Origin of the sequence: Alteromonas hispanica, from assembly GCF_010500915.1 — a bacterium.
Classification (GTDB): Bacteria; Pseudomonadota; Gammaproteobacteria; order Enterobacterales; family Alteromonadaceae; genus Alteromonas; species Alteromonas hispanica.
Genome location: NZ_JAAAWP010000008.1, coordinates 19,297 through 35,716, shown reverse-complemented (window position 1 = coordinate 35,716; position 16,420 = coordinate 19,297). Strand labels below are relative to the sequence as shown.

Sequence of the window (16,420 nt, the reverse complement as noted above, 5' to 3'; positions counted from 1 at the left end):
TCAAAGCGTGTGACTGGCGAAAATCCAAATGCCCACGGCAATAAGAATTATCCCGCCGAATGTTTCTGCCCGTTTACCTATCAAAGAGCCCATTGCGCTGCCTAGCATAATACCCACCGTTACCATCAAAAACGTTGCAGAACCAATCAGTGCCGAAGCAAGGGCAATATTGATATCAACTAAAGCAAGGCCAACCCCCACTGCCATCGCATCAATACTTGTACCTAAAGCAGTAAAACATAATAAAAGTAATGACTGCTTTTGCCCACGATCGTCCTCATCATCAGCAGGTTGAAGGCTTTCAAGTATCATGTAAACGCCTAATCCAGACAAAATGATTAATGCAACCCAATGATCCCAAGCTTCTACAAAAGACGCGGCAGCACGCCCTATAAACCATCCAATGACGGGCGTGGACGCTTCTATTACGCCAAATATAAAACCAATCTTAATAGCATAGCTTAAACGAGGGCGCTTTATTTTCACACCTTTGCCTATTGCAGCAGCAAAAGCATCAGTAGACATGGCAAAGGCAAGGAGAATGAGGGCGAAGATAGTCATATTTTTTAACTCCGGTCAGGCATTATTGAGTCCACGATAAAAACCACACGCCTGACCTTAGGGCATGGAATTATCGATGGTCTCGCCAACCGAGAGGTGTCTGTACCATGGTAATGTGACCAATTATGTTGATACAAACTTTTCCATATAAGATGGAAACAGGCTACTCCCCAACGAAGGGCTCTATGTTAATACAAAAAGCCCTTTCAAGACAATGTGATTATGCTTACTGCTTCTGCATGAATATGGTGACTTCAGCCATGACTATGCCAAACTTTCGAATATACGAGCGGTTCATCATAGTAGTTTCGTCGAACGCCCAAAACCAATCATCAAAAGTTACTGAATAGGTAGTATCATCTACTGGCAAATCCATTTCATAGTGGAAATTAAAGGCGTTGCCATAAGACGTGCCAGTTGCCGGGCCTTTCACATCACCAGCTCTGCCGATAAATGTACCGTCACCTTGCTTAACAATCTTCCAAGTGCGTTGAGTGGGCCCCTCGCCTACGCCGTAAACAAAGCTTTCATCCAGCGTTAACGTGTCACCGTCAATAGAACCGTCGATATCCACTTTGAAGCGCTGTACTACTTCACCAGAGCGGTTTTGTACAATGCCCCATGCCTTTACGTCGCCGTCAAAAAACTGCTCGATATTAAATGCAGGCTCGACAGACGCATAATCTTTGCCATCAACCGAGACTGAACAACCGCTTAATGTAAAGGCAGTAACCCCAACTCCAACCAATGCGTAAGCTGCTCGTTTAAATGTATTCATAATTAACCTGTTATCTTAAAAATATTGTGTGAAAAATAGTGATGTGAAAATACATTTCTGCACTAAGGCTTTTGAAAGCCCTTATCTCAATTTTTTCCTAAAAGTGCCTTTCTAAACTTTGGTTCTGAAGTATCTTCACTCAGCCAAATATCAAAAAACTTCTGGGTAAATTCTGGGTCTTTTACTTCCCCTACCTCTTCCCCGTTATAGAAAAAAAGTGCATTCCCTTCTTCTGTGGCCACACCCGTAATGACGTCACCCTCACTTACATCGGGGAAAATATTTATCATGTCTTGTAACCAGCGCTTTGATTTTTCTGAATCTAAGCTGGCTTGTTTTTGCATTTCATCTATCGAGCGCTCGGCAATTTTCTTACCGTCTAAACTTCTTTGATATTTCAGTGTAAGGGCTAGTGGTTTGTCTTTGTCGTATTTACCTTGCGGAGCGAATAACGTTGCTTCATAAACATCAAAGAAATAGTAGGTAAACATGTCCTGCCCCACTACCGCGGCGTTTGGGACATTTTTGGCAACTTCTTTGGGTAAAGATGCACTGGCTGCGAATGATGCGCTCATAAACATTAAACTCATTAGTATAAGACTGAAACGATTGGCTCTTTTGTAACCAGACACTAATTTTGAATTCATAATTTCTACCTTAAAAACGTCCGTATTAATCAAAACAGCGTTTTACAATGCTCTCATGCTGTGTAAATTGCATCAGCTGTCTCATTTTACCTCTGCTTGGGTTTGGCATTATTTTGAATTGCCAATGTAATAGTTATACTGCGTGCCTGTAGCGAATGATCAATCACGGTAGCGGACCTTGTGAATAAGTTAACCCTGCTGGAACAAACACTTGTTCAGCCATCCCCTCTAGAGTTATTTACACCTAATTGGCCTGGTGCGTCAGATGTCACTATTTATATAAAGCGTGATGACGAAATACATCCCGTCATCTCCGGCAATAAATGGCGTAAACTCAAACATTTTATTCGAGAGTTTGTTGATCTAAGTGGCTTGTCGCGGGCTGAGGGCTCTTTACCTACTGAAGATTCTATCAGGCTCATCAGTTTTGGTGGTGGTTTTTCAAACCACCTGCATGCATTGGGTTATGTGTGTTATCAACTAGCGATACCGCTTACCGTTATTATTCGCGGTAACTATTCATCGTCGCCAACGCCCATGATAAATGACCTTATCGCGTGGAATGCAAACATAGAATACGTAGACAAAGCCACGTACAAACTGAGAGATACATCAGAGTATCTTGATACGTTAAAGCGTCGCTACCCCAACGCGAAAATAGTTCCTGAGGGTGGAAGTCAGCTTCAGGCATTAGCGGGTGTTTCAGATTTAGTAACAGAAATTGATAACGAAATCGGTACCAATTACCACACTATTATTACGCCAGTTGCGAGCGGGGCAACCATGGCAGGCATTGTAAGCGCAGTAGAAAAGCATCAACACGTTGTCGGCATTGGCGTACTAAAAGGGCAAGATTATTTAGAATCTCTGGTTGCCAAATTTTTGAGTAAAAACAATCATAACTGGCACATAGAGCACGAATACCATTGCGGTGGTTACGCTAAAGCTCCAGCTTATTTAACTGAATTTTGTCACCAATTTAAAAGCGAAACGGGTATAGCCATAGAGCCTGTTTACTCGGGCAAGGTATTCTTTGCGCTTAAGAAAATGCTGGGCCAAGGGGCATTTGTAAAAGGAAGTACACTAGTGGTAGTGCATACAGGAGGACTGCAAGGCTCAAGGCCTTAGGCTATGTGAATAAGTACAAATAAGTTCAAATGAAAGCAACGCAGCCTAGCGCAGCTAATATTCAAAACCAGTTTTACTTGCATTAGTTTTTCTGTTACTAAACTAAAGACGTTCGAGAAACGTAAAGACAAATGTAAACGTGTACAAAAGAAAAATACGGAAAAAGTTAAAGGTAAACATTATTCAAAATTATCAGTGAAGATACTTTAGGTATCGCAAGCAACGCTAACTCTGAGGAGATATACCATGATCGACCGACCAGTTACATTGCCAACCCCTTTGCAAGAACTCATTTCCAAGTCGCTTAAAATATGTGAAGTTATGCTTCCTATCAGCGACGTATTTTACCCCTTCGCAGCCATAAACAAAGATGGTCGCACAGGGTGTGTGTTTGCAGACGAGACAAAAGAAAGTAAACGTGAGTCGCAACTTATAGAACAGTTGCAATGGCGCATCATTGACGCGACCACAGGTAGCAATAGCTACAGCGTTCTTGTTTATGCCGCCACCGTCAATACACAAGATAGCAAGAATATGGACGCTATTGCCGTGGTCACCTCATCGCCAGACCAAGGTGAACATCTGCTTCTTTATCCTTACTACAGAGTAGACGGCTCTATCGTAATTTCACCACCAATTAGCACGGCAGCCCCATAAACACGAGGCCGCAAGTAGTGTTAAGTTTGGACTTAAGCTATAACGGAGAATGAGCGCGGCCGAAATGGTCGCGCTATTTACTGCCCATACAATAAAACATTCATAACGTTTTGAACCTTTCACGTAGAATTTTATACTATTTAATTTGGTAGACACTGACTTTACTTGCCAAATTGCCGGTGTCTGCTAGCATTCAGCAAAAATTTATTAGCAAAATTTAGGGATTACTTATTATGTCTCGCGTTCTTATTATTGGTGCTGGCGGCGTTGCGTCGGTAACAGTCAAAAAATGTGCTCGTTTACCGCAGCACTTTGACGAAATATACTTAGCTAGCCGAACTGTGTCTAAATGCGAAGCCCTGCAAAAAGAAGTGGGTGAAGACCGTGTAAAAGGTGTTTTTGCCCTCGATGCAGACAACGCAAAAGAAGTAGAAGCACTTATTAATGACGTTAAACCCGACCTCGTCATTAACTTGGCACTTCCCTACCAAGACTTGCCTATCATGGATGCGTGCCTAGCAACAAATACGCATTATTTAGATACGGCTAACTACGAGCCAAAAGATGAAGCGAAATTCGAGTATTCGTGGCAGTGGGCCTACCAAGACAAATTTAAAGAAGCGGGCATTATGGCTCTGCTTGGCAGTGGTTTTGATCCAGGCGTAACCAACGTTTTTACCGCCTATGCAGCAAAACATTACTTTGACGAAATCCATTACCTAGATATTGTTGATTGTAACGGCGGCGACCATGGTCAAGCGTTTGCTACCAACTTTAACCCTGAAATTAATATCCGCGAAATTACTCAGCGTGGTAAATTCTGGGAAAACGGTGAGTGGAAAGAAACCGATCCGCTTAGTGTGCGCGAAGACTTGGATTATCAAAATATTGGTGAACGCGCGTCTTACCTTATGTTCCACGAAGAGTTAGAGTCACTGGTTAAACATTTCCCAACACTAAAGCGTGCTCGCTTCTGGATGACATTCGGTGATGCCTACCTTAACCACCTACGCGTGCTAGAAGGTATCGGCATGACAAGTATTGAGCCAATAGAGTTCCAAGGCCAACAAGTTGTGCCTTTAGAGTTTCTAAAAGCCGTATTACCTAACCCAGGCTCCCTTGCAGAAGGTTATGTAGGGATGACTTGTATTGGTACTTACATTACAGGTATAAAAGATGGCAAAGAAAAAACCATCTTTATCTACAATAACTGCGAACACGCTAAGTGTAATGAGGAAGTAGGTGCTCAGGCGGTATCTTACACCACAGGCGTTCCTGCGATGATTGGTGCTGCACTTATGCTAAACGGCACGTGGAAAGAAGCCGGCGTGTGGAACATGGAACAGTTTGATCCAGACCCGTTTATGGATATGCTTAACGAACACGGACTGCCGTGGCATGTACTAGAGTGCGATAGCAGCCCATTTACTAAGTAGATTGCTTTAAACAAATATAAGATATTTACGAGGGGCACTATGTTAAGTGCCCCTTTTTTACGTTATTGACCGGAGCTTGATTACCTTGACCGATCTTACCCAACGCACTGATATTCCCTCTCCCTGCTATGTCCTTGAGGAAGAAAAATTAATTCGCAACCTAACGCTGATGAAGCGGGTTCAAGACGAATCAGGTGTGCGTATTATTTTAGCGCTTAAAGGCTTTTCCATGTGGTCTTGCTTCGATATCGTAAAGCAATATCTTCACGGAGCCACCGCGAGTTCAGTATGGGAGGCAAAATTAGCAGCCGAAATGGGCAAAGAGGTTCATGCCTATTCCCCTGCTTACAAAGCTGAGGATGCAAAAGAACTCGCCACATTAGTGCATCATTTATCGTTTAACAGCCTTAGCCAGTGGCATACCCATCGTGAAGCGCTAAAAGACGTATCACTTGGACTGAGAATTAACCCAGAGCATCAAGAAGCAGATACGCCCCTTTACGACCCAGCTGCACCCGGCTCGCGATTAGGGATAAGAGCGGATGAGTTAGAGGGTATAAGCCTTGATGGAATTGAAGGTTTTCACTGCCACAATTTATGCGAGTGCGATTCTTTTGCAACGGAGCGCACATTGCAAGCCATTGAAAAGCGATTTGGTAAGTGGCTACATCAGTTGAAATGGCTGAATTTAGGCGGCGGTCATTTAATGACAAGCGAAGGCTACGATGTTGAACACTTAATCAACACACTGTCGGCATTTAAAGAGCGCTACCCTCACCTTGATATAATTCTAGAGCCGGGCTCTGCAGTAGCGTGGCAAACTGGCCCTTTAATTTCAGAAGTAGTGGATGTAGTAAATAACGAAGGTGATATTGCCATATTGGATATTTCTGCCACTGCGCATATGCCAGATGTGCTTGAAATGCCCTACAGGCCTACCGTATTAAATGCGGCATTGCCTAATGAGAAAGCCCACAACTACAAACTTGGCGGCAACTCATGCCTTGCTGGCGATGTAATAGACACCTACTCATTCGATAAACCTCTCGTAGCGGGAAGCCGTGTTCAGTTTGAAGATATGATGCATTACACCATGGTAAAAACCACGTTTTTCAATGGGGTTGATCATCCGTCCATTGGCATATTACGCTCAAACGGCGAATTTGAATTGGTAAGAAGTTTCACTTATGAGGACTTTAAAGGGCGCTTGTCTTAAGCTGATAAATCTGGTCACGTTTTTCTGTGACACCTACCCTCTAGTTTATCAAGGGGCTTTGACAACGCACACTTATTGCTACATCTCACACCTATTGGTAACTGTAGAAGAGTAATAAAAAGTCGGCTCACGTCAGCCGACTTTTTGCAGTACCTGTTGATGCCGCTTAAATGACACCGCTGCCTTTCGCAGTCTCGCTTTTATCGATTTCACCTTCTACTAACACTATATCATCCAGTTCAATAGTAAATTTTGTACCTTGCTTTCCGCTTACGCTATAGCGAAAACCATACATCTCGCCTTCATTAAACGAAATTTCAGCACTGGTATTAGGGTGCACTAAATCGAACTCTCCAGAATCATTAGCCTTTGAGAAAACATCTACCATCCACTTACCTTCTGGCATGGTGATTTTCAGTGTTTTTTTCATTTACGCCTCCATTTGCTGTTGTCCAAATTATCTTAATGAAAACTATCTATTGGTAACTCCCAATAGACAGTTAAGATCAGTGAAAAACGTGAAACTAGGGACTATTGACCAATGCGCTAAAGGTTTACTAATGCGCTAAAGGCTTACTGTTTTGCGTCTAAACCTGCTTGATAAAGGGCGTTTTTCTTCAGCCCATAGTGACCGGCAACTACAGCCGCAGCCTTTTTAAGTGGAATATGCTCACAAAGCGTGTTTAGCAATGACATTGCCTCACTTGGAATTTCCTGTTCACTCACTGGAGCTGGGCTTATCATTACGACAAACTCACCCTTTTGATGAGCAGCATCAGACGTAAGATAATTGATAACATCTTGCGCGCTGCCGCTTACATAGGTTTCGAAGGTTTTGGTAAGCTCTTTTGCAATAACAATGTGCCTTTCGCCCAATACCCGCTGAATAAGCGTAACTGTGTCTAAAATTCTGCGTGGCGCTTCGTAAAATACACTTGTGTAGGGTCTATCTTGTAAAGCTGAAACCGCGCTTTCTCTTGCCTGCGCTTTTACCGGCAAAAAACCTTCGAATATAAATTTGTCCGTTGGTAACCCCGATGCGCTTAAAGCGGTAATAGCTGCACACGGTCCTGGTAGTGCGCAAACCGGAATGCCCTGCTCGCGGCAGCGTCGTACCAAAATAAAACCAGGGTCGCTTATTAGCGGTGTTCCTGCATCGCTAATTAACGCCACGGCCTCACCACCTTTTAACCGTTCACATAACATAGCTGCGCGCTTGTCTTCGTTATGATCGTGCAGCGACAGTGTTTTAGTAGAAATGCTTAAGTGCTGTAGCAACCTTGAACTATGGCGAGTATCTTCTGCTGCAATCCAACTCACTTCACCGAGTACGTCGATAGCGCGAGCACTGATATCATTTAAGTTCCCAATTGGCGTGGGGACAATGTACAACGTTGCTGGTTTAGTCATAAGAAATAGTAAAAGCACAAAAGTAAAATTAATGAATGCGATAAGTGTACCATGCCATTAGTCCAGTTTATGCTGCCAAGCATAGATTTTCACACAGGTTACGATAAACTTAGTGCTCATTGATGTTAAAGGAATGAAACTGTGCGCCATCTCGGATTTTCTCGGAAAAACATTACCCATACTGCGGTAGCTTCATTATTGCTATCACCATTACTACTAGCAGGCTGTGGCAGCACCCCACAAAAAACGGTCAGCGTGGCGAAGAATAGACCTGTCGCGGTGCAAGAGACTCCGTTGGTTAATGAAGTCACGCCCGAGCATAAGCTGGTTGAAGCTAAAAAAGTGTGGAGCGACACGCAAAATAAAGCGTTACGAGACAGTTTGCTTTTAGAAGCCGCACAGCTATATATGCTGCAACAAAAACCTATTATGGCGCAGCAAATTCTTTATGAAGTAAAGCAAGATGGAGTTTCTCCAGAAAATCAGTCTTTTTATGCCTTGTTAATGGCGAAAGTATACGCTGACCAGTCAGATGTATCGGCCGAGGAATTATTGTCATTACTGGAATCAGTGTCAGGTAACAAAGACCTTCTTATCGAAAAAGCGCATTTACAAGCACAGTTATTTGCTAAAGATGGAAATTACAGCGCCGCTGCAAATAGCCTACTGAATACGGACCTACCTGACGAGCAAAAAGTAGAACAGGTATGGAAGTGGATAACATCAATGCCTGTCTCGTCGCTAGACGATATTGCTCAGCAGTATTCTGCGCTTTCCCCTTTTGTATCGCTCAGAAAATTAACCGAAGAATATAGCAGTTCGCCTGAGAAGCTTGCGGAAAATCTTAACAACTTCCAAAAAGTGTATGCAGGGCATAGTTTAGGTGCCACTTTCCCTGATGACGTTCTTAACGCAACAAAACTTCAACGCGCTAATATTAACGCTATTACCGTACTGCTTCCTCTATCTGGTCGCCTTGCCACTACCGGAAGCACTGTAAAAAATGGAATTATGGCTGCTTACTACCAGAGTATTGAAGACAGGCAAGGTAATGAGGTTGGACAAGAGCAGCGCAATCTACCTACGCTTCACTTCATTGACACAGTAGACAAAGACGTTAACGACATTATTGCAGAAATTGGTGACGCCAAATTTATTATAGGCCCGCTGTTAAAAAGCAATGTTGAACGAATCATTCCTGCACTGCCTGTCGGGGTGAATGTGCTGGCCCTCAATCGCTCAGACGATATTACACAAATTGAAACGCCATTTAATACATCAGCAAGCAATAGCCAACAGCTTATTTTTAACGATGTCCAGTACAGTAACAACGCCCAGTACGGTGACAAAGGAAAGCGCGGCGATAATAATTCATTAGAATCAGCGCAGAGCTCGGCAAATGGTCCGATTGCTGCCAACTTTTTTGCATTAGCGCCAGAAGATGAAGCTAAACAACTGGCGGAACTCATATTCAACAAAGGGTTTAGGGCGCCTATTGTAATTGCAGAGCAAAGCTCGCTATATGAGCGTATGGACGACACGTTTAAATCGCATTGGGAATCGCTCAACAAAGCAGAAGGTAAATACAAAACCAATATCACCTCGGTTACCTTTAACGACAGTAACTCGTTACGTGAAGGTATTACGTCGGCATTAGACGTGGCGCAAAGTAATGAGCGTATTAACCAGATTGAGTATATGACCAACGACGAAGTTTATAATATGCCTAGAAGCCGACGGGATATCGACGCAATTATCGCCTTCGCCTCTCCGCAAGACACTGAATTGTTAAACCCAATCATTGAAGCTAGCCTTAACCCACTTGGTGGCAAACCTATTCCAGTTTATGCCACCTCTAGGTCTATGGACTACGATAGCGGAAAAAATCAGTGGCGAGACCTCAAAAATATTCACTTTATTGATATGCCATGGATGATGCCTCAACATCAATGGAAGCCACTCGCGCAAACAGTAGAACAAGCATTCGATGGGCAAAACACCATGCAGAAGCGTCTGTTTGCTTTTGGTTACGACGCTTATGAGTTGCTGCCTAAGCTAGGTATATTAAACACGCTACATTACCTGCATCACAATGGCTTAACGGGGGCTTTATCATTAAATGAAAACGGCGAAGTAGAAAGAAAGCAGCCTACAGCTATCATTCGCAATGAAAAAGTCGAATCAATCTCTGAGTAATAGCTAACTATGTCATTAGTGCAAGGGAATGCTGCAGAGCAAAAGGCCTGTGATTTTTTAACTCAACAAGGCCTTACGCTTCGCTGTAGAAACTATCGCACTCGTCGAGGCGAGCTCGATATTGTTATGCAAGATGGCGATACCATTGTGTGTGTTGAGGTTAAATATCGTAAAAGCGCACAATATGGCAGTGCGATAGAATTTGTAACCGCGAAAAAACTGCAGCGAATTCAGGCTGCGTTCGAGTTCTATTTGTTAGATAATAACCTCAATTCAACGTCTACCCCGTTGCGCATTGACGTTATTGCTATCGACGGCCATCGCCTTCAATGGCTAAAAAATATTGGCTGAATGGAATTATAATTTATTTTTCCAGTCTCAAACTCATAGCGCAGTACCCGCGCTAAACAGCTGTGAAGATGTCTCGTCAGCAGCTTGCCCTAAAAGAGAAGAAGTATGATTGAACAAATTAAAGCTAACTTTACTGAAAGTATTCAAACTAAAATTGCTGCGTCTGAGATTTTGCCGGAGTCGATTGAAAAAGCCGCTAACATGATGGTTGAAGCACTTATTCGCGGTAACAAAGTTCTTAGCTGCGGTAACGGTGGGTCTGCCGGCGACGCTCAGCACTTCTCTTCTGAAATGCTCAATCGCTACGAAAGAGACCGTCCAAGCCTTCCTGCCATAGCGCTAAGTACAGATACATCTACCATTACCTCTATCGCCAATGACTACAGCTATGATGAAATTTTCGCTAAACAAGTACGTGCCTTAGGCCAGCCCGGCGACATTCTTTTCGCAATTTCTACCAGCGGAAATTCGCGAAATGTTATTGCGGCAATGGAAGCGGCCCTGTCTCGAGATATGACAATTGTTGCGTTAACAGGTAAAGACGGTGGCGAAATGGCGGGTTTTCTAAGCGAGCATGATGTAGAAATTCGCGTTCCTTCAAACCGCACTGCACGTATTCAAGAAGTACATTTACTTGTTATTCATAATTTGTGCGAGTGCATTGACGATAGCCTTTTCCCAGCTGATCACGGTGACGAGTAAATATTCATTTATGAAACACTTAACTAAGTGCCTTACTATACTGTGCATTATTTTTACCATGGGCCTACAGGGGTGCGTTGTTGCCGTTGGAGCGGCTGGTGCTATGGCGGCAAAGGTGGCTAACGATCGTCGAACCGTAGGAACACAGCTAGACGATCAAAACGCGAGTAGTGCAGTCGCTTATCAATGGTCAAAAAGCGAAGCACTGAAAGAGCAAGCTAACTTACAAGTTGATGTTTATAACGGCGTTGCTCTGCTTACAGGCCAAGCGCCTTCTCAAGCGTTAGTCTCTGAAGCCGTTCAACGTGCTCAAAGCGTAGATTATTTGAAAAAGATTCACAACCAACTACGTGTTGGCTCTCCTGTGGGAGCAGGAACACAAGCCAATGACATTTGGTTGGCGTCAAAGGTACGAACAAAAATCGTCGCTGACGAGCGCGTTCCAGCGTTGCAAGTAAAAGTAGTGGTGCAAGACTCGGAAGTTTTCTTAATGGGCAAACTTACCAGCCTTGAAGCGAACGCAGCAGTTGATATTGCCCGCAACGTTACTGGCGTTGCAAGAGTTGTGCGCGCCTTTGAAATTACTCAGTAAAGAAGCCGCTACCGCCCTGCTTGTGGCGGGAGCGCTCTTTATGGAAATACTGGATGCGACCGTTATAACCACGGCGCTTCCAGTAATTGCAGCAGACTTTGGGATCCCCGCTGCGCATCTTTCAATTGGTGTATCGGCGTACCTTGTTGCGGTTACCCTATTCATCCCCCTCAGTGGCTATGTGGCCGATCGTTTTGGCGCTAGAACCATATTTATTGCTGCCATTGGGGTATTTACCCTTGCCTCTGTGTTATGTGGCTTAAGCACCACTTTGGTTGAATTTACCCTGTCGAGAATATTGCAAGGAATTGGCGGGGCAATGATGGTGCCCGTTGGCCGGTTAGTGGTACTTCGTGACCTGCCCAAAGAAAAGTTAGTGAAAACGGTGGCCATAATTACCTGGCCAGCGCTGAGTGCACCTTTGCTCGGCCCTGTATTAGGCGGCTATATTGCCACCCATTTCAGCTGGCAATGGATATTCTATATGAATATTCCTTTGGGCTTGATTGCGATTATTGCCTCGGCATACTTACTTCAAAATACAAAAGGCGAAGTAAGCACATTCGATGTAAAAGGCTTTCTGCTCACTGGCGTTGGGTTTGCGCTTTTTATGGCTGGCATTGAGTTTCTAGCCAGCAACGGTGAAAGAATATTAGAAAGTACTACCATTATTTCGATGGGTTTTGCCGGTATGCTACTCGCCATATGGCACATAAAAACAGCTAAAAATCCGCTTTTCTCATTTGATGCAATGCAACATCGCACTTTTCGACTGTCCGTATATGGCGGTTCCGTTGTCCGCATTGCGTTAGGCAGTGCGCCTTTTCTTATTCCTCTGATGCTGCAACTGGGCTTAGGCTATACACCTGTAGAAGCAGGCTCCATCTTGCTGTGGCTGTTTGCTGGTAACCTTGCTATTAAACCTGCCACAACATGGATTATGAATACCTTTGGCTTTAAACCGGTATTGATTGTTAACGGAGTACTTATTGCGCTAGGCTTTGTCGCCTTGGCAATGATTAATGAAAGCACCTCGTCCTTTACTATTGCCGCGCTGCTTTTCATTAACGGCATTACCCGTTCAATGCACCTCACGTTGCTAAATACCATCGCTTTTGCTGACGTTCCCCCAGATAAGATGCGCGATGCTAATACCCTTGGGGCAATATTGATGCAGATGAATCGCGGGCTGGGAATAACACTTTCAGCACTTGCCATAGCAGTGGCTTCGTTAATACTCGGTCAATCTGCCGATACACCAGATATAACAACATTCACTATCGCCATGGTATTTATGGCAATACTGGCATTGGTTAGTATTACAGACAGCATCTTGCTTTCAAAAGAAGACGGCGATGCAGTGTTAAATAAACGCAAGCGCAAAAAATTACTTTGAAAAATGGCCCGTATTGAGCTTTGCTTAACACCTTTCTGTAGAACGCAGAAGTTTTGGTAAAGTGAGTACAACAGGTGAGACGTCCATAAAAAATAAAATTGCCGATAGCGCAAAAGAGTTTTACTCTACTATTTGCTTTTGAACGGCTTTCACTTTTCTAGGCTCGTCGTCAAAGAGCATCGCAAAACAAGTGTTAACAAGGAATCGTTATTGTGTCTCATCTTGCTATTAATATCGTTATTGGCTTATCACTGCTCATCTGTATATCCGCCTGCCAACCATCTTCAAAGTCTACAGCTCCTGATAACGCCGTCGAAGAACAAACCATAGAGCTAGACAAACTGTTCGCCCAATTTGATGATATTAACAAGCCGGGGGCCTCGGTTGCGGTATTACAAGATGGAGAGGTTGTCTTCTCAAAAGGTTATGGCAGTGCAAATCTTGAATACGATATACCGGTCACGCCAGACACCATGTTTCACGTTGCATCTATATCGAAGCAATTTACCATTTTCGCCATTTTATTGCTCGCCGAAGAAGGTAAGTTAAATTTTGACGATGACATTCGCCAATACATTCCCGAAGTACCAGATTTTGGCGAAACCATAACTTTACGACACTTAGCATCGCACACCAGCGGCATGCGTGATCAGTGGAATTTGTTGCGTATGGCTGGGTGGCGTTTAGATGATGTGATCACTACCGAACATGTATTAAAAATGGTAGCGAAACAAAAAGAACTAAATTTCAAACCGGGAGAAGAATTCCTTTATTCGAATACTGGGTTCACACTATTAGCAGAAGTTGTTGCTCGAGTTAGCGGTAAGTCCTTTGCGAAATTCACAGATGAAAGACTGTTTACGCCATTAAATATGAGCAACAGCTTATTTTATGACGATCATCAAAAAATCGTTAGCAATAGAGCTTATTCCTACGAGCCAATTGACAATGGCTATGAGAAAAGTGTGTTGAACTATGCAAATGTCGGCGCAACCAGTTTGTTTACTACCGCAGAAGACCTTCTTAAATGGTCGGAAAACTTTACCAAAACTACTGTAGGCAGCCCTGCCATTATCGAGCAAATGAATACGCTTGCGACTCTAAATAATGGAGACACATTTGGAGGGGCATACGGACAATTTATTAGTCATTACAACGGTATAAAATATATTCAGCACAGCGGCGGAGATGCCGGTTTTCGTTCATATTTAGCCCGATTTCCTGAACAGAATTTGGCAATTGCTATATTGAACAACGGCGCGGATGCAAGACCTTGGGAATTGGCTCTGCAAATTGCTGAACGCTTTCTAGAAATAGATACCCCTCCCCCTCAGAACGCTATTGCTGATGCGTTTATGGAATCAATGTCACCGAAACAAACACCAAGCGCCTTTGATCTCAGCAAAAATGAGTTAAGTGAAGACATACTGAATGCTTATGTAGGTCACTACTGGAATGAGCCAGACGCTTACTCAAGAGAGATATATTTAGACAAGGGTAGACTCATGTATTCACGAGGCAAAAACGATGTAAGCCCCCTCGCTGCAGTGAATGAAAACACATTCAAAATGCTAAATGTAGAGGGGGAAATCTTCGTTGAGTTTACTGAAGATGGCGAGCAAAGCATAATGACGGTGAAAGTAGACAATATGGACACATATGTGTCGGTTGCCTATACACCAGTTGAAGTAACTGAAACCTGGTTATCTCAATTTGCAGGCAGTTATTACAGCCCTGAACTCTCTTCTACTTATCACTTTTCGCCGGACAACGATCAGCTCAAAATTTCTCACTACCGACTTAGCGATCATCATATTGCGCCAGTCAAAGGTGACTTCTTCAGATCACAGGTTGGCGATATCTTGTTTGAACGCGATGATAGAGGCGCAGTGAATGGCTTTAGAATATCTAACGGTCGGGTACGGAATCTTTATTTTAAGAAGCTATAGAAGATAAACAGTGGAAAGAATTTCTAATGTTCACTCTACCAATATTGGCCGCTTGCTCGCATTAACACTAATTTAAAAGTGTTAAAAAAGTACTAATCCTGCGATTATGATTTTTACGACGTATGGCAGCTTAGTACGTGTTGCAGACAGTCAGTTATTGATGGCGTTCGGTGACTCGAAGGGGCCAAATGCGGACATTGAAAACTCAATACCTAAGGTCACCATGTCGAATTTACTTGCGATAAAATATACTCCCTATAGCTAATATCCAAGAGCCGCACACGCGCTTAACTACATACAAAAACAAAAGATTATGACGCACTAGAGTAAGTACGGCCGATAAAGAGTGAGTTAACGCATCACTTCCAATCCACTTATGTATATCAATCAATAAGTTGCTGTCAGGTTTCTTTGCACTCTGGTCATATCACGATGATAAAGAAAATTAAAAAAATATAAATAACAATCACTTAAAAGGATTGGCATGTTTTTAGCTTGCGGGTGCGTAGTCTCTATGATGGATGCAGTAGCATAGAATAGTACTCAATATTTTGGAGCTAGATATGAAACGAATTTTTGGTTGTTTGGTTATTGCTTTGTGTTGGGCCGTGAAAACAGAAGCAGCTCTAATTACTATCGATTCTTCTTTATCAGCAAATATTACTAGTAATGGTGTGTACAACTCGAATTCCTCGAGCAGGCTAGTGCATTACGTTTCGCCGTCAATCAACACTCTCGACGGCTACATGAAATTCGACCTATCACTGATACCTGATGATTCAGTTATAAACAGCATAGTGCTGAGGACGTTTGCTGAAGGATCATTCAACGCGCCCTTTAACAGTCCGCTGGGTCAGATATTCTACGTCTCTAATGACGATTGGGGTAGGGCCAACAATGCCGCTCTTCCGTCGTCAATTGGCGGCGCTGTGAGTCCTGAGTATTCTTCATTCCCTACGGTAGCTGGCACTTCATTTGATTGGGCTATCGACCCAAGTCAGTTTTCTTACGAGAATGAGCTTGCGGATAATGTTCTCAGCCTAGTAATGCGTAATCTTAATAATCAATATAGCTTCATGTACTGGTTATCATCTGACATTCAGGCTCCTCAACTTATTGTTGATTACTCAGACAGTGCGACTGGGTACTCCGTCCCTGAGCCATCTACTCTTGTCCTATTCGGCTTTTTTCTTCTGACACTTCGAAAACTTAGAAGGACCTAAACAGAGAGTTTTTTAAAAGGTAGCAAAAGCTGCCTTTTCCATCGTTTTTGAGAAATGAAAACAGCGCCCAAAGATTTTAAAGCCTTATTGGTGACTTTACGGTAAATAACTTTAGTGTCCGCTCTTTGTCTCAAGCAGACCTTCATTCCTCTACTAACCAATCTCTGCTGCCTAAGCA

Annotated in this window: 17 protein-coding genes and 1 riboswitch; of the genes, 12 read left to right on the top strand and 5 right to left on the bottom strand. The window is 43.3% G+C overall.

Annotated elements, in window-relative coordinates; all coding sequences use genetic code 11:
• The 3 genes from GTW09_RS12915 to GTW09_RS12905 all read right to left on the bottom strand — a co-directional run bounded on the left by GTW09_RS12915 (nucleotide 1) and on the right by GTW09_RS12905 (nucleotide 1,986).
• On the bottom strand, nucleotides 1–561 hold the full coding sequence (locus GTW09_RS12915; RefSeq protein WP_163112222.1) for a manganese efflux pump MntP: 561 nt from the start codon (nucleotides 559–561) through the stop codon (nucleotides 1–3).
• 41 nt (nucleotides 562–602) lie between these two features.
• A riboswitch (yybP-ykoY riboswitch) is annotated at nucleotides 603–749 on the bottom strand.
• A gap of 38 nt (nucleotides 750–787) precedes the next feature.
• Complete coding sequence (locus GTW09_RS12910; protein WP_163112221.1) at nucleotides 788–1,339, bottom strand: DUF3833 domain-containing protein; 552 nt, start codon at nucleotides 1,337–1,339, stop codon at nucleotides 788–790.
• An 86-nt stretch (nucleotides 1,340–1,425) separates the two neighbouring features.
• Nucleotides 1,426–1,986 (bottom strand): chalcone isomerase family protein, encoded by a 561-nt coding sequence (locus GTW09_RS12905; protein ID WP_239059388.1) that lies wholly within the window; start codon nucleotides 1,984–1,986, stop codon nucleotides 1,426–1,428.
• A gap of 180 nt (nucleotides 1,987–2,166) precedes the next feature.
• On the opposite strand from GTW09_RS12905, the gene GTW09_RS12900 reads away from it, so the two are divergent.
• The 4 genes from GTW09_RS12900 (at nucleotide 2,167) to nspC (ending at nucleotide 6,423) form a co-directional block, all read left to right on the top strand.
• Nucleotides 2,167–3,114, top strand: a complete 948-nt coding sequence (locus tag GTW09_RS12900; protein ID WP_163112220.1) for a pyridoxal-phosphate dependent enzyme — start codon at nucleotides 2,167–2,169, stop codon at nucleotides 3,112–3,114.
• Between the two features lie 246 nt (nucleotides 3,115–3,360).
• Nucleotides 3,361–3,771, top strand: coding sequence for a hypothetical protein (locus GTW09_RS12895; RefSeq protein ID WP_071980438.1), 411 nt, complete (start codon nucleotides 3,361–3,363; stop codon nucleotides 3,769–3,771).
• Nucleotides 3,772–4,004: 233 nt separating this feature from the next.
• Nucleotides 4,005–5,207 carry a saccharopine dehydrogenase family protein gene (locus GTW09_RS12890; protein WP_071980439.1) on the top strand — a complete coding sequence of 401 codons (1,203 nt, stop codon included), beginning with the start codon at nucleotides 4,005–4,007 and terminating at the stop codon, nucleotides 5,205–5,207.
• 64 nt (nucleotides 5,208–5,271) lie between these two features.
• Nucleotides 5,272–6,423, top strand: coding sequence for a carboxynorspermidine decarboxylase (nspC, locus tag GTW09_RS12885; protein WP_163112326.1), 1,152 nt, complete (start codon nucleotides 5,272–5,274; stop codon nucleotides 6,421–6,423).
• A 166-nt stretch (nucleotides 6,424–6,589) separates the two neighbouring features.
• Here nspC and GTW09_RS12880 read toward each other — a convergent pair whose 3' ends face one another.
• Complete coding sequence (locus tag GTW09_RS12880) at nucleotides 6,590–6,853, bottom strand: hypothetical protein (protein ID WP_163112219.1); 264 nt, start codon at nucleotides 6,851–6,853, stop codon at nucleotides 6,590–6,592.
• A 143-nt stretch (nucleotides 6,854–6,996) separates the two neighbouring features.
• Nucleotides 6,997–7,833 carry a 16S rRNA (cytidine(1402)-2'-O)-methyltransferase gene (rsmI, locus tag GTW09_RS12875; protein WP_163112218.1) on the bottom strand — a complete coding sequence of 279 codons (837 nt, stop codon included), beginning with the start codon at nucleotides 7,831–7,833 and terminating at the stop codon, nucleotides 6,997–6,999.
• A 141-nt stretch (nucleotides 7,834–7,974) separates the two neighbouring features.
• Between rsmI and GTW09_RS12870 the strand changes: the two genes are divergently transcribed.
• The 8 genes from GTW09_RS12870 (at nucleotide 7,975) to GTW09_RS12835 (ending at nucleotide 16,242) form a co-directional block, all read left to right on the top strand.
• Nucleotides 7,975–10,029: a penicillin-binding protein activator gene (locus GTW09_RS12870; protein WP_163112217.1), complete on the top strand. Its 2,055-nt coding sequence runs from the start codon at nucleotides 7,975–7,977 to the stop codon at nucleotides 10,027–10,029.
• A gap of 9 nt (nucleotides 10,030–10,038) precedes the next feature.
• The gene (locus tag GTW09_RS12865) at nucleotides 10,039–10,380 is read left to right on the top strand and encodes a YraN family protein (protein WP_071980442.1); all 342 of its coding nucleotides are present in this window, start codon (nucleotides 10,039–10,041) and stop codon (nucleotides 10,378–10,380) included.
• 105 nt (nucleotides 10,381–10,485) lie between these two features.
• Nucleotides 10,486–11,082, top strand: coding sequence for a phosphoheptose isomerase (locus tag GTW09_RS12860; RefSeq protein WP_071980443.1), 597 nt, complete (start codon nucleotides 10,486–10,488; stop codon nucleotides 11,080–11,082).
• 10 nt (nucleotides 11,083–11,092) lie between these two features.
• On the top strand, nucleotides 11,093–11,674 hold the full coding sequence (locus GTW09_RS12855) for a BON domain-containing protein (RefSeq protein ID WP_163112216.1): 582 nt from the start codon (nucleotides 11,093–11,095) through the stop codon (nucleotides 11,672–11,674).
• A 40-nt stretch (nucleotides 11,675–11,714) separates the two neighbouring features.
• Nucleotides 11,715–13,070 carry an MFS transporter gene (locus tag GTW09_RS12850; RefSeq protein ID WP_163112325.1) on the top strand — a complete coding sequence of 452 codons (1,356 nt, stop codon included), beginning with the start codon at nucleotides 11,715–11,717 and terminating at the stop codon, nucleotides 13,068–13,070.
• Between the two features lie 212 nt (nucleotides 13,071–13,282).
• Nucleotides 13,283–15,019, top strand: coding sequence for a serine hydrolase (locus GTW09_RS12845; protein ID WP_163112215.1), 1,737 nt, complete (start codon nucleotides 13,283–13,285; stop codon nucleotides 15,017–15,019).
• Nucleotides 15,020–15,125: 106 nt separating this feature from the next.
• Nucleotides 15,126–15,284, top strand: a complete 159-nt coding sequence (locus GTW09_RS12840; RefSeq protein ID WP_163112214.1) for a hypothetical protein — start codon at nucleotides 15,126–15,128, stop codon at nucleotides 15,282–15,284.
• Between the two features lie 298 nt (nucleotides 15,285–15,582).
• Entirely contained in the window at nucleotides 15,583–16,242 is a 660-nt protein-coding gene (locus GTW09_RS12835) for a PEP-CTERM sorting domain-containing protein (protein ID WP_163112213.1), read from the top strand.
• The last annotated feature ends 178 nt before the right edge of the window (nucleotides 16,243–16,420 follow it).